Origin of the sequence: Poseidonocella pacifica (assembly GCF_900111875.1) — a bacterium.
GTDB classification, from domain to species: domain Bacteria; phylum Pseudomonadota; class Alphaproteobacteria; order Rhodobacterales; family Rhodobacteraceae; genus Poseidonocella; species Poseidonocella pacifica.
In genome coordinates this window covers 24,451-45,451 of the sequence record NZ_FOJU01000002.1, presented here as the reverse complement: position 1 = coordinate 45,451, position 21,001 = coordinate 24,451, and the positions used below count along the sequence as shown (strand labels likewise).

General features: G+C 56.7%; 16 protein-coding genes. 8 read left to right on the top strand and 8 right to left on the bottom strand.

Annotated elements, in window-relative coordinates; genetic code table 11:
* Positions 1 to 38: 38 nt before the first annotated feature.
* Both BM234_RS05385 and BM234_RS05380 read right to left on the bottom strand, forming a co-directional pair.
* Complete coding sequence (locus BM234_RS05385; protein WP_092061463.1) at positions 39 to 1,058, bottom strand: alpha-ketoacid dehydrogenase subunit beta; 1,020 nt, start codon at positions 1,056 to 1,058, stop codon at positions 39 to 41.
* Positions 1,059 to 1,078: 20 nt separating this feature from the next.
* On the bottom strand, positions 1,079 to 2,068 hold the full coding sequence (locus BM234_RS05380) for a thiamine pyrophosphate-dependent dehydrogenase E1 component subunit alpha (protein WP_245752520.1): 990 nt from the start codon (positions 2,066 to 2,068) through the stop codon (positions 1,079 to 1,081).
* Between the two features lie 337 nt (positions 2,069 to 2,405).
* Here BM234_RS05380 and BM234_RS05375 point away from each other — a divergent pair, with 337 nt between their 5' ends.
* The 5 genes from BM234_RS05375 (at position 2,406) to BM234_RS05355 (ending at position 9,645) form a co-directional block, all read left to right on the top strand.
* Positions 2,406 to 3,392 (top strand): zinc-dependent alcohol dehydrogenase family protein, encoded by a 987-nt coding sequence (locus BM234_RS05375; RefSeq protein ID WP_092061458.1) that lies wholly within the window; start codon positions 2,406 to 2,408, stop codon positions 3,390 to 3,392.
* Between the two features lie 589 nt (positions 3,393 to 3,981).
* Positions 3,982 to 4,659 (top strand): hypothetical protein, encoded by a 678-nt coding sequence (locus BM234_RS05370; RefSeq protein WP_092061455.1) that lies wholly within the window; start codon positions 3,982 to 3,984, stop codon positions 4,657 to 4,659.
* Positions 4,652 to 6,844 carry a Mu transposase C-terminal domain-containing protein gene (locus BM234_RS05365; protein ID WP_092061453.1) on the top strand — a complete coding sequence of 731 codons (2,193 nt, stop codon included), beginning with the start codon at positions 4,652 to 4,654 and terminating at the stop codon, positions 6,842 to 6,844. The genes BM234_RS05370 and BM234_RS05365 overlap by 8 nt, the downstream gene beginning before the upstream one ends.
* Before the next feature lie 3 nt (positions 6,845 to 6,847).
* Positions 6,848 to 7,819, top strand: coding sequence for a TniB family NTP-binding protein (locus tag BM234_RS05360; RefSeq protein WP_092061451.1), 972 nt, complete (start codon positions 6,848 to 6,850; stop codon positions 7,817 to 7,819).
* Positions 7,820 to 7,821: 2 nt separating this feature from the next.
* Complete coding sequence (locus tag BM234_RS05355) at positions 7,822 to 9,645, top strand: TniQ family protein (RefSeq protein WP_092061449.1); 1,824 nt, start codon at positions 7,822 to 7,824, stop codon at positions 9,643 to 9,645.
* Positions 9,646 to 9,960: 315 nt separating this feature from the next.
* Here the strand turns inward: BM234_RS05355 and BM234_RS17740 are convergent, their stop codons facing one another.
* A complete protein-coding gene (locus BM234_RS17740; RefSeq protein WP_281247933.1) occupies positions 9,961 to 10,557 on the bottom strand; it encodes an MFS transporter in 597 nt (198 codons plus the stop codon).
* 245 nt (positions 10,558 to 10,802) lie between these two features.
* Here BM234_RS17740 and BM234_RS05345 point away from each other — a divergent pair, with 245 nt between their 5' ends.
* The 3 genes from BM234_RS05345 to BM234_RS05335 all read left to right on the top strand — a co-directional run bounded on the left by BM234_RS05345 (position 10,803) and on the right by BM234_RS05335 (position 12,959).
* Entirely contained in the window at positions 10,803 to 11,747 is a 945-nt protein-coding gene (locus BM234_RS05345) for a hypothetical protein (RefSeq protein ID WP_139226770.1), read from the top strand.
* 219 nt (positions 11,748 to 11,966) lie between these two features.
* The gene (locus BM234_RS17235) at positions 11,967 to 12,275 is read left to right on the top strand and encodes a hypothetical protein (RefSeq protein WP_139226769.1); all 309 of its coding nucleotides are present in this window, start codon (positions 11,967 to 11,969) and stop codon (positions 12,273 to 12,275) included.
* A 147-nt stretch (positions 12,276 to 12,422) separates the two neighbouring features.
* Positions 12,423 to 12,959: a hypothetical protein gene (locus BM234_RS05335; RefSeq protein ID WP_092061441.1), complete on the top strand. Its 537-nt coding sequence runs from the start codon at positions 12,423 to 12,425 to the stop codon at positions 12,957 to 12,959.
* A 70-nt stretch (positions 12,960 to 13,029) separates the two neighbouring features.
* On the opposite strand, the gene BM234_RS05330 is transcribed toward BM234_RS05335, so the two are convergent.
* From BM234_RS05330 to BM234_RS05310, 5 genes are all read right to left on the bottom strand, one after another.
* Positions 13,030 to 14,490: a serine hydrolase domain-containing protein gene (locus BM234_RS05330; protein WP_092061439.1), complete on the bottom strand. Its 1,461-nt coding sequence runs from the start codon at positions 14,488 to 14,490 to the stop codon at positions 13,030 to 13,032.
* Between the two features lie 876 nt (positions 14,491 to 15,366).
* Positions 15,367 to 18,333: a TrlF family AAA-like ATPase gene (locus BM234_RS17625; RefSeq protein WP_342714664.1), complete on the bottom strand. Its 2,967-nt coding sequence runs from the start codon at positions 18,331 to 18,333 to the stop codon at positions 15,367 to 15,369.
* A gap of 1,045 nt (positions 18,334 to 19,378) precedes the next feature.
* Positions 19,379 to 19,942, bottom strand: coding sequence for a DUF429 domain-containing protein (locus BM234_RS05315; RefSeq protein WP_092061435.1), 564 nt, complete (start codon positions 19,940 to 19,942; stop codon positions 19,379 to 19,381).
* Between the two features lie 221 nt (positions 19,943 to 20,163).
* A complete protein-coding gene (locus BM234_RS17795) occupies positions 20,164 to 20,253 on the bottom strand; it encodes a DUF6552 family protein (protein WP_342714641.1) in 90 nt (29 codons plus the stop codon).
* Positions 20,254 to 20,491: 238 nt separating this feature from the next.
* Positions 20,492 to 20,899: a hypothetical protein gene (locus BM234_RS05310; RefSeq protein WP_139226768.1), complete on the bottom strand. Its 408-nt coding sequence runs from the start codon at positions 20,897 to 20,899 to the stop codon at positions 20,492 to 20,494.
* Positions 20,900 to 21,001: the final 102 nt, after the last annotated feature.

Below are 21,001 nucleotides of genomic sequence, written 5' to 3'. Positions count from 1 at the left end.
GCGACCCCGTTGGATTAGTTTTCGCTTTTTTAAGTCGCTCAGGCGGCTTTCATCTGATCCCAGGCGGCAACGATCTTGTCTGGGTTGGGCAGGCAATACTGCTCCATCACCCGCGCGAATGGGATCGGCACGTCAGGGAAGGCCACGCGCTTTGGTGCCGCTTTAAGGACTGAGATGTCATGTTCGGTGACCGAGGCGATGATCTCGCCCGAGACACCATAGCTCATGTAATCCTCGTCCACGACGATCAGGCGTCCGGTCTTGGCCACGCTGGCACGGATGGTTTCCCGGTCCAGCGGCACAAGGCTGACAAGGTCCACGACCTCGGCGCTGACACCTTGCGATTCGAGCGTTTTGGCCGCTTTGAGCGCGTTATGCACCCCCATGCCAAGGCTGACGATGGTGACGTCCTTGCCCTGACGCACGACCTTGGCCTTGCCGATCTCGACCGTGTAGCTTTCTTCGGGCACATGAACCGTCGCCCCTGCTTCAGTTCCAAGCCAGCCCATGCCCTGAAGCCCCTTGTGGAACATATAAACCACGGGGCTGTCATCGCGCATGGCCGCGGTCATCAAACCCTTGGCGTCATACGCGTTGGACGGAGCCACCACCTTCATGCCTGGGAGATGGGCAAAGGTGCCATAGACGCATTGCGAATGCTGCCCTGCGTCCGAGTAGCCGCCGCCGGTGGAGGTCATAAGCACCATTGGCACCTTGAATGACCCCCCCGAGAAATAGGTGTTTTTGGCCATCAGGTTGTAGATGGCATCAAAGCAGACGCCGAAGAAGTCGACGAACATCAGCTCGACAACGGGCCGCATGCCGTCCTGCGCCGCGCCGACCGCCGCGCTGATAAAGGCGGTTTCGGAAATCGGCGTGTCGCGGATGCGTTCGTCGCCGAATTCCTCGATCAGCCCGCGGGTGTTGCCGTAGACGCCGCCCAAGGGGCCGATGTCCTCTCCCATCACAAAAACGCTCGGATCAATGCGCATTTCCTGCGCAATCGCTTCGGCCATCGACCGTGCGATGGTAAGTTTTCTTTCATTCGGTTTGGTCATTTTTGTCTCCTCCCTGAAACTTACGCGGCAAAGACACGGGTGAGCGCATCTTCGGGGGCGGGGTCCGCGCTTTGGCGGGCAAATGTGATGGCGGCATCGACGCGCTGGCTTGCCTGCGCTTCGATATCGTCCAGTTCGGCCTCGCTGGCGACACCGTCGGCTTTCAACCGTTCACGCATCTTGGGGATCGGATCCTTTTCGAACAGCGCGTCCTTTTCACCTTCGGGCCGGTAACCCTCAGCATCGCCCATGAAGTGTCCGGCCAGACGGTAGGTTTCGAATTCCAGAAGCGACGGTCCTTCTCCGGCCCGCGCCCGCGCGATTGCCTCGCCCGCAGCGTCGTAGATGGCGTATGGATCGTTGCCCTCGACACGTTTGCCGGGAATGCTATAGGCCGCCGCACGCTCGGCGTTGCTGGCCACGGCGCTGGCGGTCTTCTTGGCGACCGAGATGCCCCAGCCGTTGTCCTCGATGACGCAGACGAACGGCAGGTTCCACACGGCGGCAAGGTTCATCGCCTCGTGCCAGCCGCCCTGGTTGACTGCCCCTTCGCCGACAAAGGCCACGGCCACGCCGGGCTTGCCCTGCATCTTGCGCGACAAGGCAGCACCAACGGCCGGCCCCATGCCCTGGGCAATGATCCCCGAACAGGCAAAGTTCACGTCCGGGTCAAAGATATGCATATGCCCACCCCGACCGCCGGACAGTCCCGTCGCCTTGCCAAAGATTTCGGCGGCCATCTTGTTCAGATCAACGCCCTTTGCGATGGCCTGATGGTGCGGACGGTGCGTGGCCGTGACCACATCCGCGGGGGTCAGATGGGCACAGACCCCCGCGGCCACTGGCTCCTGTCCATCGGACAGGTGCATCTCCCCCGGAATTGGCCCGTTGGCCATGTTGAAAACCGGGGTCTTGCCTTCGAAATAGATCTTGGCAATGGCCTCTTCGAACCGACGGCTCGTGACCATATTGCGATACATCCAATGCTGTTCGTCGCGTGTAGGTGACATGAACTCCTCCTCCCGTAGTTTGCGGCATGCTGCCACATAAGTTCACTACGAAGCCTGCGGGACGGGTGAGGTTCCCGCAACAAGAGCTCTGATCGGATGGGCGTCCGAGCCGCCCAACTGTCTCAGAGTGAGGCAGTTTGAGACACACTGAGACAACGCTGCCTGTTCCAAAGGTCAATTTTCGAGTGTGACGCGCCCGCGGGCTTTCTGGCCTTGGGAAAGCGGAGATCTATTTATATCCAAAATCGGAAAACTGATGATCTATTTTGCCTGATTAAATTCCCTATCGGGTTTGGGTAAGTAGAGGCAAGCCAAATCACCCTCAGGAGTTTCCCCGATGAAAACCATGACACTCAACACTTACGGCGCCGATGCAGTCTTTGAAGTCGTCGAACTGGAACGCCCAGCCGTCAAAGCAGGCCACGTTGTGCTGCGCGTGTACGCCACCAGCATCAATACCGTCGACACGATGATCAAGAATATGGGCATGGATCTGCCGTTGTCCCCTGCGCTCCCTGCTGTGCTGGGCATGGATTTCGCCGGCGTTATTGAAGAAATCGGAGAAGGCGTCACAGGCTTTGCTGTCGGGGATGAAATCTATGGCTGCGCAGGCGGCCTGGCCGATCTGCAAGGCGCGCTGGCCGAATATATGCTGGCCGACGCGCAACTGATCGCGCATAAGCCAAAATCGCTCTCCATGCGTGAAGCTGCCGCCATGCCGCTGGTTGGCATCACCGCCTACGAGGGTCTGACCCGTGCGGGAGTTAGAGCCGGACAAAAAGTTCTGGTCCAGGGCGGCGCTGGCGGCGTAGGCCATCTGGCCATCCAGATCGCCAAGAATCTGGGTGCCGAAGTGTCGGCAACTGGCTCAGGCGACGCGCAGATGGATGTCATCAAAGGGTATGGCGCGACGCCCATCGACTTCATGAAAGAGAAGATCGCGGATTATGTCGCGGCCCAAACTGGTGGCGCTGGCTTTGATATGATCTTTGATGCCGTGGGCGGTGCCAACATGACCAACTCTTTCGAAGCCGCCGCGCTGAATGCGCAAGTGGTATCCACCGTGGGTCTGTTGGAAATTGACCTTTCGCCCGCACACTTCAAAGGCCTGTCATTGCACATCGTCTTTATGCTGCTGCCGATGCTGTACAACGTAAACCGACAGGTCCACGGCGATATCCTTGCCAAACTGGCCGAACTGGTGGACGCAGGTGTCGTGAAACCATTGCTCGACGAACAGCGCTTTGGATTTGAAGAAGTTGGCGCCGCATACGCCCGCCTCGGAAGCGGGCAGGCAATCGGCAAGGTTGTTGTCGAGGTCTGATCGCGCCCAACAGGGAAGTTAAAACTGGGGCGGGGCCGATCAAGCTCCGCCCCTCTTCGCATGTCCACCGGTTAGAACCAGAAATCCGTCTCGCGCAACCAATTCAAAAAAATAAAACAGAAATACAGAGCACACGGCACCAGAGAATTGCGCCATGGTTCCTGGTGTCCGATTAGACCATTTATACTAAGAAGATCCGAGCACCGTAGGACTGCTTTCGTGATTTGCAAAGCTTACATTGCCCGCGCGGCAAAAGTCCGGTTTCCGCCGAATATGTCGATCAGGTTGGTTCCGGTCGGTTGGGCGAGCTGTAGGCAGAGCGTGCATTAATGTCGTCCGAGGTGGCGCGAGAGGGGCTCCTGCGTGGCTTGCGTTGCATACAGGGAAGGTGCTGACATAAGTAATGTACCTGCAGTTCGAAGACAGTGGGTGCGGTATAAATTAATAAAAGCAATATACTTATACGATTTCTGGAAAAATTCCTTCCGGAAAAATCTAATCGGCCAATCTCCTCTATAGTTCGAGGGCGGTAGGTTGTTCTCGACGGTGCAGCAATGGGCAAAGCCCCTCAGTCGAGAAGAGATCGAGCATGTTGGAATTGCCGGACGGCAACATCGTACTTCCCCGTCCACCGCAGAACGCGCGGAAAGTCGCGAAGGGGCGCCGAAACCATTTCACGGGACAGACCAACGTGGGTGCTGACGAGGAGAGCGGCATGGACATTGAGAGCTACACGGAGCTCCAGGTCCTGCTTGCGCTGCTTGCGCGCCCCGGGACTGTGCATGTCGAGAACCAGGTCGAGTTCTCGTTCACCGCACAGGATGGTGGCACAAATCGCCACTTCTTCGACTTTCGCGCCACCAAGGCCGATGGTTCACGAACGGCGATCATGGTGAAGGCCGCCTATCGGTTTGGGCAGGCGAAGATGCGTGAAGAGCTCAGCTACATCGCATCCAAGGTTCCGAAGAGCTTCGCCGACAGGGTCGAGGTCGTGACAGAGAAGAACCTGTTGCCCTCAGAGATCTACAACTCCGAAATGATGCACCAGATGCGTCGTCCTGTTCCGGACACCGACGCCGCCGCGCGCCAAGCAATACGAAACATCCGCGGTCACGTGCTTATCCGCGATCTGGTCGAAGTCATTGGTTATGGCGGCGATGGGTTCCAGGCACTTGTTCGCCTGATCCGCTCCCATGAACTGAAGCTCACGCGGCAGGAACGCATCTCCTACGAAACCTACGTCACCCGGAGCCGCTACGATGCTTGATTTCGTCAAGAGCGCATTCGCGCCCCGCTACACATTCGAGAACGTCGACACCATCTTCATCCGTGGGCGCCAGTATCGCTACATCTCGTCCCATGGGGATTGCCATTACTTTGTACCGGCAGATGGCCAAGGACCCCGGGAGAAATACGACAATGCCACCATCGCGGAGATGCTCGAAACCGGGCATTTCGACCACCGTCCGGACCGTGAATTCAACTACCTGACGGAATTGCCGCCCGAGATGCTGAGCCTGTTGGGTGACGAGGAGAAGCGACGCGGTTCGGAACGCGAAGCCATCGTTTTGGCATTCCTCGAAAAATATCAGGACGGAAAGGTTAAACGCACGGATACATCGATCCGTGAGGGAATGGATAGCATTCTGGGTGCGGCAGCCAGAATGATGAGGGATTACGACACCCGTGCGACAATCCGCGAAACCGTGAGCCCGCGCTCCTTGCGTCGTTGGGTCTCAGCATACGAGAAGGATGGTCTGGCTGGACTATACGACGATGTCTCCCAAAGGGGAAACTACGGACGGAAGCTGACGGAAGAACAGCGCTTCTTTATGTATTCCAAACTCCCCGGATATTTGAGCGAGTTGAAGAAGACGCCGGCCAACATCGTGAAGGATGTCCGGAACGCGTTTACCGCCGAGAATGCGGAGCGCGAAGCCGCAGGGCGAGAGGACCTGCTGAAATGTCCCTCACGCGTCACGATCCTGGCCGCAATTCATCATCTTTCACCCTTCCGTGTGAAACTGGCCCGTGAGGGCGTGGACGAAGCCATGCGCGCTTTTTCTCCGGTGGGGGAGGGGATCGATGTCGAGCGCCCGTTGCAGCGTGTGGAGATGGATGAACAGAAAATCGACCTGGTGTCTCTCATGGAGGACTCGGGGCTCCTACAAATGATGACTCATGAAGAAAAAGCGCAACTGGGTCTGGACGGGTCGATTAAACGGTGGTGGATCACCGTTCTTCTCGATGTGCGCACGCGGTGCATCTTGGGAATGACCTTGTCGCGCACCCCTTCCTCGAAAAGCGGGTTGCGCGCCGTTGAGATGGGGATGCGCGACAAGGGGGTCTGGGCCAGCGCCGCCGATGCTCAAGATGCGTGGTCGCAACACGGTCTTATGGGGACCCTCGTCACAGACTGCGGCAAGCAATTTGTCGGACATGATTTCCGAACGAGGCTCTGCGATCTCGGGATTACTCTGGTTCACTGTCCTGGTGCACGGCCATGGCTAAAGCCCTATATCGAGCGCGTTTTCAGAACGATTTCGTCCCAGTTGATGCCGCGGCTGTCTGGCTGCACGTTCGGCAGCATCCTGCGAAAGGGCAGCGGCAAACCCGAAGAAAAGGCAGCGCTTACCGTCGACGAGCTCTGCACGGTACTCGTCCGCTGGATCGTCGATGTCTATCACAACGAACCTCATGAGGGTCTGTACAAGGAAACACCGCGCGATTGCTGGAACCGGCTCACAATGCAGTACGGGGTGACGCCGCCGCCGTCTTTGCGGCGCCGACGGCTGATTTTCGGAGAAAAGCTGTCGCGGACGCTCCAGAAAGACGGGCTCACCGTTGCAGGCGTGCACTATCATTCCAGGGCACTCGCGACGCACATGCTGCACAACCCTGACCGGGAGATGGAGATCCGATACTATCCCGAGGATATCGGTGCCATCTGGGTCAAGATCGGAACCCAGTGGACAGAGGTTTTTGCCGTCCATCGCTGTTTTCATGGGGTCTCCTATCAGAAATGGCGGATGGCACATCGTGAATTGCGGGCCAAGCATGCAAAGGCCGCCGAGCTCAAAAGCCGTGTCGTTCAGCAGGCGCTCGATTATATCGAGAGTCTGAACGCCGACGCGATGGCAAAGGTCGGCCTGGTTCTCGACACGATCGACGCCGAGACGATTGATCGCCATGAGTGTGAGGCTTTCATCGGGTTCTGCGTCGATGACGGCTGCGATGAGGAACCTCCTCAGACTAACCTGGGGGACTTCGGTACCAGCCTTCCGACTGCCGAGGATACGGCCAGCGTCCATGCAAATGAAGCACCCCGCGCGCCTGCTGAAGAAATTTCTTCCGACCCTCCCGAGACGATCCAATTTACTGATTGTCAGCCCGCCAACGACGATGACGACGGCGAGGATGACAACTTCATCCTTCAGCTCAGGGACAAATAAAACATGACACAGATTTCTGTCGAAGCCCAGCTGGCCGCCTTGGATCGCGCGGCCGACAAATACATTCCGACCGAACGAGACGACCAGTTCCTGCTGCGTCTCAACCGTCTTCTCGCGCGTGACAGCCAAGGAAAGTCGATTGCGTCACCGCGCAAAGATCGCGGAACAGGTGACGCGCAGGGGCTTTTCATAATGGAGGCCGCCGGCGGAGGCAAAACCTCTCTCGTCAAACATGGTCTCAAGACACACCCGCTTCTCCAGTCCAAAGGCGAGGGCCACATGCCTTGGATCATGTTGGAGGCCGCTCCAAGCCCGGCCACAACAAAGGCCCTCGGCATCGAGATACTTGCTAAAACCGGATACACGGATGTTTCAGGTAACCCCAATGAGCAAAAAATCTGGAGGCTGGTAAAGCACCGCCTGGCGCTCCTGAATACGGTATTTGTGTGCATTGATGAAGGTCACGACCTTCTCGGGACTGCCAGCGCTGTCGAGATCCGCAACATGCAAAAGCGTCTGAAAAATCTCATGCAGGGAGAGGGAGCCGTCAGCGTAATTCTCGTTGGCATCGGCGAACTGGGGCATCTTGCAGCCTATGATGACCAAATCAATCGCCGATACCAGAAGCTGTCCTTCGATGATATTTCCCCGGTGCGGGACGAACGACTATTGAAGGGAATTCTTCATACCTTGTGTGCGGAAGTCGGGATCGCCGCTCCGAAAGAGCCGGACCTTGTCGAACGTCTCGTGCACGCCAGCCGCCGGCGGTTCGGGTGGTTTATCAAGAATACTCTCAGGGCGCTGGAGATCGCGGTTGAGGCAGGCGCGTGCCGCCTCAAGAAGGCTCATTTCGCGGAGGACTGGGCCATACAGGAAGTCGCGGAAGTCGGTAAAAACGTGTTCTTGTCGAACGCTTGGTCGAAGATCGACCTCTCTGAGAAGCCCCTTCCGCCCCGAGACAAGAAGGGCCGCTGATCATGTTGTTTCCATTCCTGTCGTTCGATCCTATCGAAACGCCCCTGTCATATGCCGCTCGCTTAGCTCGCTTTCATGCCGCCAAGCCAATGGTTCCGTTTCTGAGGGATGTGCAGATCCGCCCGGAGTCGATTGCGTCTTCAGAACCGGGCGCTATCGCAAGGCTGGCGGAGATTTCGGGTGCACCGTTGGATGATCTGCGCCGAAATGCTGCAGTCCGCCAGGGTAAACGGACATATGATCTCCGTGGTGAGCTGGTCACCGCCGAGTTCCTGTCAAACCCGCACACTTTCTTCTGCCCGGCCTGTCTGGCAGAGGACGATAAGATGGGATGGCGCCGTGAACGATGGCACTGGACGCTTTCGGTTGTGCGGACGTGTCCCCACCACGAAATTGCGCTGGTTCGCCAAGCGCAGGCCGCTTGGGACGACAAGCTTCACGAGCTGGATTGCCGGGTCCCTGAACGGGGCGGCGAACTCCAAGCAATGATAGAGAAGTCAGCGCGTCGCTCGGTCTCGCCGCTGCAGGGTTACGTGAATGGTCGCCTGGAAGGAATTACTGGCCCAGATTGGCTGGATGCGCAAACCCTTGATCAGGCAAGCCGCGCAACGGAGCTCTTGGGCGTGCTGGTCGCCTACGGGCCGACGCAGAAACTCCCGGAGCTTACATCTGACGACTGGGATCATGCCGGTCGCGTTGGCTTCCAATTTACGTCGCGCGGCGAGGACGGCATCCGGGAAGCACTCAAGGCGCAGTTCCGGAAATTCGACGACGCGACAGGCACGCCTGGTGCCCGTAAGATCTTCGGTTGCTTCTATAATGCCCTGGCGCACTCGAAATCGCTTAAGGAGCCAGGGGACATCGCGCGCATCCTTCGCGACGTCATTACCGAGAACATCGCAATGCCGGCTGGGAAGAAGGTGCTGGGCATCGAATTTCCCGAGCGCCAGTTGCACACGGTCGCATCCCTGGCCAAGGAGCAATCCCTCGACTCGCGGACCCTGAGCAACGTGCTGGTTGCCGCGGGGACGATCCCGGAGAATGCACCGGCACATTTCCCGATCCCTGTGGGTGAGGGGCGCGCCATCGCAGGACGGATGAAGCGCACTGTGAACGTGATCTCGCTTTGGAAGAACATGGACTTCACACGGCCGATCGTCGATCAGCTCTTCGATGATCGGCTTCTCACTCCCATCTATTACGGGAATCCGGGAGCGAGGGGCCGGAAACAGAAGGCCGTGGATCGCGAGGAGATTGCCATGCTGCTTGGCAAACTTCAGGCGAAATCGGCCGAGCTGAATGGTGAGACCGCCGCGCTCGTGCCGATTTCGAAAGCTGCAGAAAAGGCCAAGGTGTCGGCCATTACTGTGGTGCACATGATCCTCGGTGGCTTCCTTGAACGCGTCTTTTGCTTGAAGGGCCAAGATGGGATCAGCGCGCTTCGGGTGGATCCCGAGGAGGTCAAGCAGCACGCGGCAGCCTGCATGGTGGGTCTTCAACCGGCTGCTGCCTTCGGCGCACTGAAGATACCGAGGGACGTTGGCTGGCGCCTGGTGGACCGATGCCCGAAGGAGGTGAGCTTGGCGGTCCATTGGGTTGTTGGCCCTGACGCCAGTCATCGGATCCCACGGTTCGAGTCGGCAGTCATCGCTGAATTCAAGGTCAGGTTCAGTCACCCGGCGAGGATTGCCGAACTTTACAACCTGCAGATCGGGGAAGTGGTCAGGCGACTGAAACGGCGGAGCATTCGGCCCGTGTTGGTCAAATCCGAGATCGGACTGGATTTCTACCGGCATGACGATCTGAAGCCGGAACTGTTCACTTAATACATAGTGGCTTCCCGGCCGTTCATCGCATGATATTTACGAAGCCGCCCGAGAGGGCGGCTTTTTTCATGTCTTGGCCTCGATTGTTTGGAAAAAGAAAGCAGTCGCCAAGTTATGCTTACAAGCAGTGGTCAGTATATGCTTCCATAGTGGCCAAATTTCACGAAAGCCTCTATAAATTATCCAATAAAATCAATGAGGATGTGTTTCATAGTGGCCAATAAGTCCTTTCCGCTACATCAGATTGAAGCGACCACCAAAACTTGGCCATTGGACCCATTCGGATGACCATTTGACAACCAAGTCGTGTCCATCTCAGGTTCTTAGGGTTCCTTGTGGCTGAGATGGGTAAATTGGGCGAAGTTCCAGCGGGGCATCCTGCATATAACGCCCGGCGGGGTCTTGGATGCCCCAAGTCTGCGGGCCGATGAGGCAAGTTTCGGCGTTTCGCGCAAGCTGATCGACAAGAACCGCCGGTTTTGGCAGATCTGGGTAAAACGGCTTGGTGTCAGGCCGGCCATTCCGGGTGCAGCGTGTCGATGATCGCCGAATGGGCGTGGCGGCGCGCGTCTCCCTGCTCGGCGAGATAAGGATGGCCTGCCGGCAGATCGTCTTGTCGATGGGGTATGGTTTTCGGGTCTCCCGCGGGCCACGGCGCATGACCGCGAAGATGCCGAGAGCAGCCAGAAAACCGGGGCCAAGAAGGGCCACCGGCGCTCTGGCCACCGTCATCAACGCCCCGGCCAAAGGATAGGCGACCAGCCAGCAAGCATGCGAGAGCGCGAACTGCGCGGCGAAGAGGGCCGGGCGATCCTCGGCATGAGCGCAGCGGCGGAGAAGCCGCCCCGACGGCGTCAGCACCGCGGAATAGCCGATCCCGCAAACAGCCATGCCCCGAACAGCAGCGGCCAAGACAGGCTGGCGGTCACGATGATCGTCGGGTGGAGGTCCGGTCTGAGCCGTTCACGCTCTTGGGCAGTTCGGGCGGAAAGCAGACTTGCGGCATCACCGCGTGGTAAACGCAGCATGTCGCCGAAGCGGACCTTCGGTTCAACGGCGGGCGACGATCCGAGTAGCAGTCAGGACGGGCGATGAACCGACCTTCGTGTCGACTGCGAGTGACGAATTCGCACCGCACAACAACGGAAGTGCTCAACTTGAAACTCCATTCGCCATGCCTTGACTCTCATCGTTGGCAGTCTGAAACTTCCGTTCGAAACCCTGAAACGCTTCTGAAATTTTGGAGTAACAATATAGAGACCCTGTCATCCTCTGAAGTTAAATTCTTGAATGCTTTGGCCGCTGATAAGACCGAAACGTTGCCCTTGAGAGATCAAGCCAAAGAGACTCCTCTTGTTATTCGCGGATCGTTTCTGCGAAAACTGATCTTGGGCCAGCTTGGGGAAAACCTCGTCCCCCCCGAGGGGATTGACATCAAACACGCACAGGTCATCGGAGACGTTGTCTTACGCGGTTGCACAGTGGATTTTCCAATTTCATTGGAGCATTGCAAGGTTCTGGGAATTTTAGACTTCTCGGGAGCTACAATAGTAGACCTTGTGCTCAAGGGAACATCTGTTGAACGACTTTACTTGAGCGAGATTATTTGTAGAGGAAGTATCGTTCTCAGTTACGGCTTCCGGACACTTCATCCTATGGTGGCGAGGGGGGCGAGGATTGGAGGTCAGCTTGGCTGTTCGGGGGGGGCATTCCTTGGCTACCCCCTTGCAATATCTATTGAGGCGGCCAAAATTGAAGAAGCATTCTTTTGGCGCCAAGTTAAGGGCCTATGGGGCATTGTTGACCTGACGAACGCACGCGTCGGTTGCCTAATTGACGATCCAGATAGCTGGCCTTCGAGAGGAAACCTTCGCCTGAACGGCTTTACGTATGGATCGTTCGAAAGCAATACTTCAACGATATATTTTGATCGACTCGATTGGCTTAGACGGCAGTATGAACCTCACTTAGCTGATGACTTCAGACCTCAGCCATTCGAGCAGTTGGCGAAAGTATTAAGAGAAACCGGACGAGAGGCCGAAGCGACGAAGATAGCAATCAGTAAGCTGCACTTTCAACGCGATGCAAACTTTTTGCGTTGAAACCGGAAAGCTATTGAGTTAAAAAACCGAATTAGAATGACATCAAACCCCTTTGATCGCATCCTACTTGGAGTCGCGTTAAAGGAGGAGCGAAAATGGAGCCTCGATAGCGTAGCAACGTTTTTGACAGCAGGTTGGAGCTGGTTTGTGTCCACATTGTTTTGGATGATTTCTGGATATGGTTACCGACCCGCCCGATGTATCTTTTGGTCCGTATTCATGATCGCTTTTGGTGGCTGTATTTTCTCGGGCCTCTATGAAAATGGAAATCTTGTCCATGCAACGCAGACGTTGGCCCCAGACATCGTTGAACATGAGGTGGATGTGCCAATATTTTATCCGACGGCCTATGCTGCGGATACTTTTATTCCTCTCATCGACCTTGGCCAAGCATCAAACTGGTCCTTAATTGAAAGGCGCGATGAGCCCATTGGAGCCTTCCTGTTGTTTTATTGGGTTTACATTTTCTTGGGTTGGATATTCGCTGCAATATTTGGCGCTTCTGTAACTGGACTGGTTAGGAAGTAAATGTCCGGTTTCGAGGACGCTCCACTGTGGATTCGAGAACCCTTAGGTCCGGTATGGGCCCAAAATGATTCACCAAGGCGGGAAAGCGGACCTTGATCGGCATGTGTTAGGCAGTCATTGTCTGAGTGGGAAAGTCTGAAGCACTCAATGATCGGAGAGAACAGAGCGTTGACGAATGTTTATGACCTTCGTGAAGAACTCATCGAATATGACGGTCAAAGTGTTTCAATGCTTTCGGAAATTTCCACGCGGCACCTTGGACGGACAGGGTTTCTGTCGGAGTTGACCGACCTGGCGTCGGATGACGACCCCGGCGTCTCTGAAGGTGCGACTTGGATCATAAGGGACTTGTTGGAGGGCGGCCAATCTCTTCTGTCACAAGACGTCGAACGATTGGTCGGTGGGCTGGGCGACATTACAGCATGGCAGGCGCAGCTGCATGTCTGCCAATCCATGGGCTATATCTCCGTATCGGGAGAGGCGGCGCTGACCTTAGAGTGCTGGTTGACTGCATTGCTGGATGCACCGCGCCCCTTCTTGCGGGCGTGGGCTGTCGATGCCCTGTGCAGGCTGCGGCCTGCGTCTTCGGACACACACGCACTGCTGAAGCGGATGGAGACGGACGAGGCGGCCTCGGTCCGCGCCCGCGTGCGAAACCTCAAGGCAGAATTTGTGACCAAATGATCCCGCATTCGTCGAAATCCGGTTGCTCGAATAGTGAGATGCGGTGATCGGGTTGGATTCGCGCTTGCCGTCAAGCTTGGCGCGATCCGGTGGACCGAGCCTGGACCGCGCGAATGGCGGTGACGCAGATCGCCAGCAAGGACATAGTCGCCAGCCACAGAGCCAGATCCGGCGTTTGGTCTACGAGGGCTCGAAGCGAAAGTCCGAGGCCCCAGGGCAGGACAAACAGAATGCCGAGCACCATCGCCGTGTCGATAGCAGCGCTGCGAAGCGGGTGACGCGCCGGGTCCCGCCCAAGTGCAACGCGAGCGAGGGTGACGAACTGGTGCATCACCATGATGCCCAAAGCGCTCCAGATCAGAATCAGCCATGTCCGATAGCCCAGATTCGGCAGCCTGAGCGGACCGCCAGCCAGATGGATTGCAATTTCGTTTGCGAGCCTGTGGCTGGTTGGTCGGATCGGCAAGGGCAAGACAGATGACGCGTTCGTCAGAACAACGACGGCTGCGTCATGGTCTGGAAGCAGAATCATCTTGCCCCGAAAATCAGGCACAACGCCGCCATGCTGGACCTTGCGAACGCCGACAATATCGACATTCCGCCATCCCAATCCGTATGAGAAGCCATCTCCCTGAGCCGTTCCTTTGTGCATCTCGGCAAGACCCGCGGCGCTAAGAAGCGACTGTCCGTTCCAGGTTCCATCGCCCAGCTGAAACTGGAGAAACCTCGCCATGTCCGCGACGCTTGCCGTCATCGCCGAGGTGGCCAGCCGCCCTATTTCGGCGGGTCGATCAGTCGACCTGGGCCAGACAAACCAGTATTGGTGCCCCCTTGGTCGCCGTTCGGTGAGCGGCCTGTCGCCTCGGACAATGCCAAGTGGTGCAAGCACCTGATCTGCCAGGAGGAGATCGAATGGGGTGCCGCTGACCATTTCCAGCATTCGTGCTGCGAGAATGTAGTTCGCGCTCGAATACGCATGGCGGGCCGCATGAGTGCCGTTCAGTTCTACATCCGAAAGGGCTTCTACGTGCTGCGCAAGCGATGTATCCGGCGGCATGTCGGGTGTTCTGGTCGGAACACCACTGGTGTGTGTCAATAAATGGCCAAGCGTGATGTTCTGCCAAGCGACGCTGTCGGCGTTTTCCAGTTCCGGCAGTGTTGGCACGATGGGAGTATCAAGCGCCACGCGTCCGGCTTCAATGAGACGCATAGCAGTCAAAGCGGTGAAAGCCTTGCTCATCGAGCCAATGACAAAACCGGTATCCTTCTGAACCGGCCGCCCTTGACCATCATTACCAAATCCCCGCAGAAAAAGAACGTCGGTGCGCCGGACGATCGCAACGGCGGCGCCCGGCACCCGATCACGTTCGAGCGTCCGGGTGATATGGTCTTCGATCGCGCCGAGATCGAGATTGTCCGCCTGCGCGGACATGGCTGCGCTGGAAAGCGCGAGCAACGACAGCATCGTCAGTCTCGGGGCGATTGCGCGAAGAACGACGCCCGTAATCAGGGTGAGGAATCGAAGGAACAATCAAGCATCCAGACCGTGAACAATATACGAGGAAGCATGCCGCAAGGAACATGCTCCGGCCAGCCCGGATCTGCTTAGAGCAGCTCTCGGGACGATGTTAGCCAGCTCGATTTCTCTCCGTCGGGTGGACCTGGGCACGGCCTGCGTTCAATGTCGGCTCTCTGCTGTTCCGATCATTAACCTTTGCGGTTGCATCAAAAATTGGGCACCCGCGGCGAACGGCAGGAAGGTCCGCGCGGTGAAGCTTGGCCTCTCAACGCATGCTGCGCGAGGACACAGATGACTGGTTCGGAGAAGCCGCGTCGCAGCGTAGACCATGTCGGTGAAGGTCGGCTCTGGGCCGCTCTTGCAAAGCATACGATGCTGCGACTGCGAATAGCTTCGCCCCACACGCGGTAGGTCTGGGCTCAAACCGGACTTCTACTGCGCGCGAGCGTCGTCCGTCGTCAGCAGTGATGGATGCAGCTGGTGTCCGCTCTGCGGACTTTCCTGCCGTTCGCTGCGGCCGCTCAGTTTGGGCTGCGATTGCGAGGGCCTTTGGAATGAAGGGCGGAAAGCCGACCTTCGCTGCGTCGCAAAACGAATGTTAAGATGCTGGCTAAGCGGACTTCCGTTGGCTTGATCTGACGCCTGTTCTGATAGGTGGTCGTTCTTCAGGAAAGCTGACGTTTTCTGCATTCCCAGACTGTCCATCAAGTATAGGGCCTTGATAGCAATTAACTGAAATAGACTTGGACTTACTCATCCATTAGAACTTTTTGATTGTCCTTGCCTTCGCGGCGGAATGCTTCCTATCGGTAGCGAATGAGGGCGGGGACGTTAAGCTCCGGTCACAACGACTAAGGCTAAACAGCAGAGGCGCCGCCGCAATATCTTCTACCGCTCCATTCTAACCCGCAACCTGCGCGCGCGGTCCTGAAAGGCAGGCTCGCCCCCTTCCAAAATCTTGCAAACTTCAACCCGGGTAGCGCGGTCGTCCAAGCCGGCTCCACGGTATGTAATGGGCGGCAACCCACCCAGAGCATGTGGCCCTGCCTCAGCGATTATGATCTGATCTGCGTCCGTATTGACAACAAGGTTCGCGTTGTGAGTCACCATGATGACTTGGCGGCGTTTCTTGGCTTCGATAAACAGTGGCACCAACTCGTCGTTAACTGATTTTGGGTCCAGGTTCTCTTCAGGTTGGTCGATTATGAGCGGGCGTTCGTCCTGGTCATCGAGCGCCAGATACAGGAGCAGAAGCACGATGCCGCGTGTGCCCGGGGACAGCTTGCGAATATCGACACCGTCATAGCCAATCTCGTAGCGGACGGTGATGTGATCCGTGGCGAACAGCCAATGGGCAAACTGGTTCATCCAGTTCCGCAATTCGGCCTTTTCGGTCTTCTCAAAGGGCGCGTGTGACAAAAGTTGTGCCGCATGGGCCGCCATGAAAGCTTCCATAGCCGCTCGCACATCAGAAGCCGACCCGGATCTCCAAGCGGGTGCGAGCTGCTCGGTGGCAAGGGCTGTGAGAGACCCGACACCTTTGGTTGCGCCTTTGCGGCGCTTGTCGAAGAGGTTCTCCTCACCGAAGCGACCCCATTTTTCTACATCCACAACGCGTGTGACCGAAAATTGCAGTTTACTCAGCGTGCCCGACGTAGCTGCGAGCCGCTTCAACAGTGGCTGATAAAGCTCCTGCAACGCGGCTTGTTCATTGATGATGGCCTGAAAAATCCGCTCATAGCAATCGATGCGCTGGCCCTGCAACTTCTTCCGGCGCGCTTCTGCGCCTTCGGCAGAGGTCAGTGACGTTTGTAGTTTTTGGAGCGCTGCCGTTTCCCGCGCGATGGTCGCAGTAGCTGTTTGCAACTGTTTCCGGACATGCTGGTCGGTAGTGATGAACGTCGAGAGCCGGGCGATCTCGGCCGTAAGGGTGTTAAGGATCACGGCCTGAAGGTCTTGATCGGACGCGATCAGCGGAGTGTTCTGATCCTGAGCAACGACGGCATCGCCAGTGAGACGCTGAATTTCTAATTCGGTAACTGCAATCTCATCGCGCAAAGTTTCATCGACATTGCCTTTATAAACCAAGAGGAATTTTTCCCATTGGCTGTCAGACATGCTGCCTTTGAGATGCGTTTCCTTGGTCTGTCGCAACATCTCGGGCGCGGTCGTGGCTCTGACACTCGCCACTTCGTCCTGAAGTGCGGTGTAGGTGCGGTGCTTTTCAGACAGAGCATTGATTGTCCGGCGCAGATTGGCCTCGACCTTCACCAGCGCTTCATGCCGCTCGATGAATTCGGGTTTGCCCGTGAGTTTGAGTTTACCTTTGTCGGCGGTCTGATCCGCGATCAACTTGGTCTTTTGAGCGACCTGCTGTCTCAAACCGGCGACTTTCGCCTCATTTTCCAACTCTGTGGCGATGTGATCGGAGAGGTCTGCAATGGCAGCTTCGTCTCGATACCGCGATTGCCGGAAACGGTGCGAATTCTGGTCTCGAAGCTCGGTGAAATTGGTGGCGCCATCAGTGCTGTTTAGATCATGTGCTTGGTAGACGACGCGTTCAATCTCGTGGACCAGGCCGTCTGAAATCCCGGTCGAAGAGCAGAGATCCTCTACAAATTGTTGGGAGAGATAGCGCGCACGGGGATAGGCAGACAGTTGCCCAGCGTCCGATCCATTAAGGGCGCGGTCAACGCTCTCGCCACTCCCCCAGACGAGCCTCGCGCCCGCGGACCCAATCAGCGGTCTGGCGCGCGCGAGAAAAGAAGGCGTTCGCAGGGCGTCGTCGCTGTCAGACCAGATGGTAGGTGGGACGGCATCACAGGCGGCGGCAATGATATCGGCAAGGGCGGTCTTGCCCGACCCCCGGGCACCGATGACGGTTACGAGCCCCGGATTCAATGGAACGATGGGTGTTCTTGCCCAATCGGCACCGGAAATGGTGATCGAGCTGATCACCTGCGAAGGGAGGGCACCAGTAGGGGGCGTATCTGCAACAAAGGCGCGGTGTTCGGGATCGATGCAGGCTTGGCGCAAGGCATCAAATGTTGCCGCGCCCTTCACCCAGGAGTAACGATCCTGATCTGGCTGGCCGACCTCATCGGGTCGATGGGCATCAGAGCCGTGAAGGCAAGGCTTGCAGCCGTCATAGCGATCCTTGAGACCCTGGACTGAAATAGCCGGGCGTTTGCCTGTCCAGAATTCACGTTGGGCAACGCTGCTTGCAAAGATGATGTGGGCAAACTTTTCGATTTCGGCGCGCAGGGTTGCATCAGAGGCTTGGCGCAATCCGGATGTGCCGTCATCTTTCCCACCGGCAACTGCGATCAGAATGTTTTTCTTCGCCCAATCGGATCTCCGGTAGGTATTCTTGAGCTGGGCGAACTCTACCTTGAACTGATTGGCGCCTTCGGCAACAAGAGCCTTTTCCGAGGCCTCGTCATCGAGCGTTTTACGGCCCAGTCGGATAAGATCGGCGCGAGAGCATTTGAATGTGTCCCCATGAGCGTCTATTTCCAGCCTCTCAAGGAAGCGTTCCGTTTGTTCGATGTGATCGTTTTCGGTGGGGGCGACGAGGAGATGGATGTTGACGAAACCATTGGCCGCTCGTGTTGTCAGGCGCAACTCGATGTTCGGAAAGATCGTGGTAACGTCTGCCAACTGCGTCTTCGCTTTATGCTGAAGCACTGCGCGATACGTGTCGAGAAGGTAGTAATCGGTTACACCGAGCGCCTCAATCTTAGGATCGCTGGCTTCAACGGCAGACAGATAGGTGTCCCAGGCATTGGCGCTACCAAATTGATCGTTCAGTATCGTGCCGGGGGCGTGGATATGCGGGTCCCATCGCCTCCAGATCTATCCAAGGGTCAAGGCGGGAGCTTGCGCGGTCATGTAGGGTCTCTCTGGATCAAAACTGCATATAGGAGTGTTTTGGCGGGAATTGGAACCTATTAACCAAGAGTTTGGAAGGCAGAAAAGAGGCCGAAACGGTTCGATTTACTGAGCTCAGACAGGCGTGACTCTTTTGAAAAAAACCGCTCCTTCGTCGCACCCGCTAATGATTCTATCAGGGTAGTTGGTCGAACCCGTAATCTTGTAGACGCAGAGAATGTCTCCTTCGACTGGCCGCGACGCGGAATCCCGCATCCTTGACGGACGGCGGCTTTGGGCCGTGATCCACGAGGGTTTGCCGCAAGGCAAGTAGACTCGATTAGGCAATTTTACCGGTTGGTCCGCTGGAGGTTCCGAGGTCCCCTATCGCGCTCAAACTCTCAACGCCGCTGCCAGCAGGTGCATCGCTGCGGCGTCGAGCATGCTGGAAAATGCTGAAGACGTCTCGTTTGTCACTGACAACGGGGCTACGAAACGACGGTTGGCATGCTGGCAAATCGAATGGAAGTTGACTGTTGACACGCCGCTCGGTGCGTTTGATTAAGGCTAATCGTAGTAAAGGTCGGGACGAATATGTTCATCATTTCGTGTGTGGTTGCTGTTCTTGTTTTCATCGGGTTCATGTCGCTTGTTGGCTCTCCGTCCGAGGTGGAAACAGTAATCGGTTTGGTAATTTCTGCAATTGCATTCCTCGCGACGTTCATCATCGCGTGGCGCGTAAAATCGAAGTCTCACGAAGAAGACCAGAACGAGAAAATAGCGGCGCTCGAGCGCGAACTCGCGTCGTTGAAATCAAAGAAATAGGCATTCGAAGGCGACTCTCATAGGTGCTGAATTCGTCAATTGTGTCGGATGCCGTGATCCATATCGCCATTCAGATTGAACGACGGAAGAATCCTGCCCTCAGTGACGCCGCAGCATAGCATCAGGCAAGTTGACCAAGGTCCGGTTTGGGCCGGACGCGTCAATCTCGTGCCGTGGCCTACTGATGCGGGGGGGCTGCCTCGCATCAGACCTCCTCAAACCACGGGTAGCGAGCGTCCGGCACCACGAGTTCTATGTCGTCTTCAATGTCCAAGTATAGATCAACGGCCCATTTTCGATTATGTCCCATGGCCGCGCACCAAGCCGCTACGATAGCGTCACCCTCATGATCTGCTTCCGTGGTGGACACTGCGTCGTCGTAGACCTCGCGTATCGTATTCTCGCCGGATACGCGGAGCAATAGCTTGGGGTGGCTTTCGTAGACGGGTAATCCAAGCCGTCTGGCCACAATCGCACCATTCAGGGTCATGGAGCTGTATAAGGAGTTCTGAGCAACAATCGAATTGCCGCCATATTTCCGTCGAAGCGCATCATCGCAGGCCCGCCCGCCCTTAGGTGACCAAGCCAAAAGGGTATCTATGCCGAGTGCAACCGCTGTTTTTGCATAGTCCTCCAGCCAAGACAGTGCCTTGGCAGCGTCGCTAACAGTAGCTTTGGCCACGACTTCAGGCGCGTCAGAAACTACCCGAATGGCCGCTACACCGTTTTTGCCTTTTCCACCGGGGTCGTAACCAAGAAACAGCGTCATGCATATGCCTTATCATTTCAGGAGTTGGAGCGTTCCCATCATCGGCTACCTTCCCGTGGGCAGAGTTGCTGCGCAAGGGGCTGAACGTCAGGTTCCATGATGCTGCGCCGAAGCTTGTGTGCTATCAAGGCAAGGCAGCTTTGGGCCGAAAAGGCCGCGCGTGCGGAAAAGCAGGTTTGCACTCGGTCCGCCGTCGCAGGTCTGCCCCTTGCCCAATCACATCATTGGCTCGCCATCCTGACCAGCATGGAGCCGAGTGCTACGAAGTGAACCAGTATCAGCGCCTGGTCTTTCCACAGCACGCCCGCCATCAATCAGTCCAGCTCGCCGCTGCCCTCATCTCCTGGCCAAGCCGAATAGGGCCCTCAAGTTGAGCTACAGCATTACAGATTCTGTCCGGGGTTGCATTCGGATCTTGTCCATTTTGACCGGTCGAGTGCAATTCAAACAGAGCCCAAAGTATAGGGAAGTCTCGAATGGAACGTTTTTCTCTACGTGAGAGTTCTCGCCATTCAGGTATTTCAGCCAACAGCCACCGGGCGGGATCAGTCATTCCTCTACCGCCGTGATCAGTGTCGAATCGCGAGGCTTCTTTGCTTTGGGTTTCAATTCAAAACTGAGCAGCCCACGAACCTTCATATCCACGCAAAGATCCTTCACATGGGTCTCCTTCATGGGAAATCTCTCCATGACTTCCAGGGCCAGAGACGAGAACTCGACAGTCCGCCGCTTCAGCAGAACTTGGGCAACCAGATGTTCGGAAAGAACCTGATAGCGTTTGCAGCCTATACCGCGCTCGCCTTGCTCGTGCAGGGCGTAGTCGTCAACTGAAAAAAGCTGGTCTTGGTTGGTCTTCGCTGCCTTCGCCTCACGCCTCGCCTTGAACTCTTCGCGCTCGACGGTGCCGTGGATGTCTCGAAAAAGCTTAACTCCCTCGGGCCTGTTGGTCCCCAGCATGAGACGCATCTTCTCCCGGTTCACAAGCGGTTTGAGAATCGAGAAGTCGGGTAGCCGACGGCGGCTATACGCCGCTCATTCCAGTTGGCTTCCGATGCTCAA

Excerpts from the sequence above, each read along its gene's own strand:
- BM234_RS05385 (WP_092061463.1), bottom strand. The coding sequence starts at position 1,058 with ATGACCAAACCGAATGAAAGAAAACTTACCATCGCACGGTCGATGGCC.
- BM234_RS05380 (WP_245752520.1), bottom strand. The coding sequence starts at position 2,068 with ATGTCACCTACACGCGACGAACAGCATTGGATGTATCGCAATATGGTC.
- BM234_RS05375 (WP_092061458.1), top strand. The coding sequence starts at position 2,406 with ATGAAAACCATGACACTCAACACTTACGGCGCCGATGCAGTCTTTGAA.
- BM234_RS05370 (WP_092061455.1), top strand. The coding sequence starts at position 3,982 with ATGTTGGAATTGCCGGACGGCAACATCGTACTTCCCCGTCCACCGCAG.
- BM234_RS05365 (WP_092061453.1), top strand. The coding sequence starts at position 4,652 with ATGCTTGATTTCGTCAAGAGCGCATTCGCGCCCCGCTACACATTCGAG.
- BM234_RS05360 (WP_092061451.1), top strand. The coding sequence starts at position 6,848 with ATGACACAGATTTCTGTCGAAGCCCAGCTGGCCGCCTTGGATCGCGCG.
- BM234_RS05355 (WP_092061449.1), top strand. The coding sequence starts at position 7,822 with ATGTTGTTTCCATTCCTGTCGTTCGATCCTATCGAAACGCCCCTGTCA.
- BM234_RS17235 (WP_139226769.1), top strand. The coding sequence starts at position 11,967 with ATGATCGCTTTTGGTGGCTGTATTTTCTCGGGCCTCTATGAAAATGGA.
- BM234_RS05335 (WP_092061441.1), top strand. The coding sequence starts at position 12,423 with ATGATCGGAGAGAACAGAGCGTTGACGAATGTTTATGACCTTCGTGAA.
- BM234_RS05315 (WP_092061435.1), bottom strand. The coding sequence starts at position 19,942 with ATGACGCTGTTTCTTGGTTACGACCCCGGTGGAAAAGGCAAAAACGGT.
- BM234_RS17795 (WP_342714641.1), bottom strand. The coding sequence starts at position 20,253 with ATGGCGGGCGTGCTGTGGAAAGACCAGGCGCTGATACTGGTTCACTTC.
- BM234_RS05310 (WP_139226768.1), bottom strand. The coding sequence starts at position 20,899 with ATGCTGGGGACCAACAGGCCCGAGGGAGTTAAGCTTTTTCGAGACATC.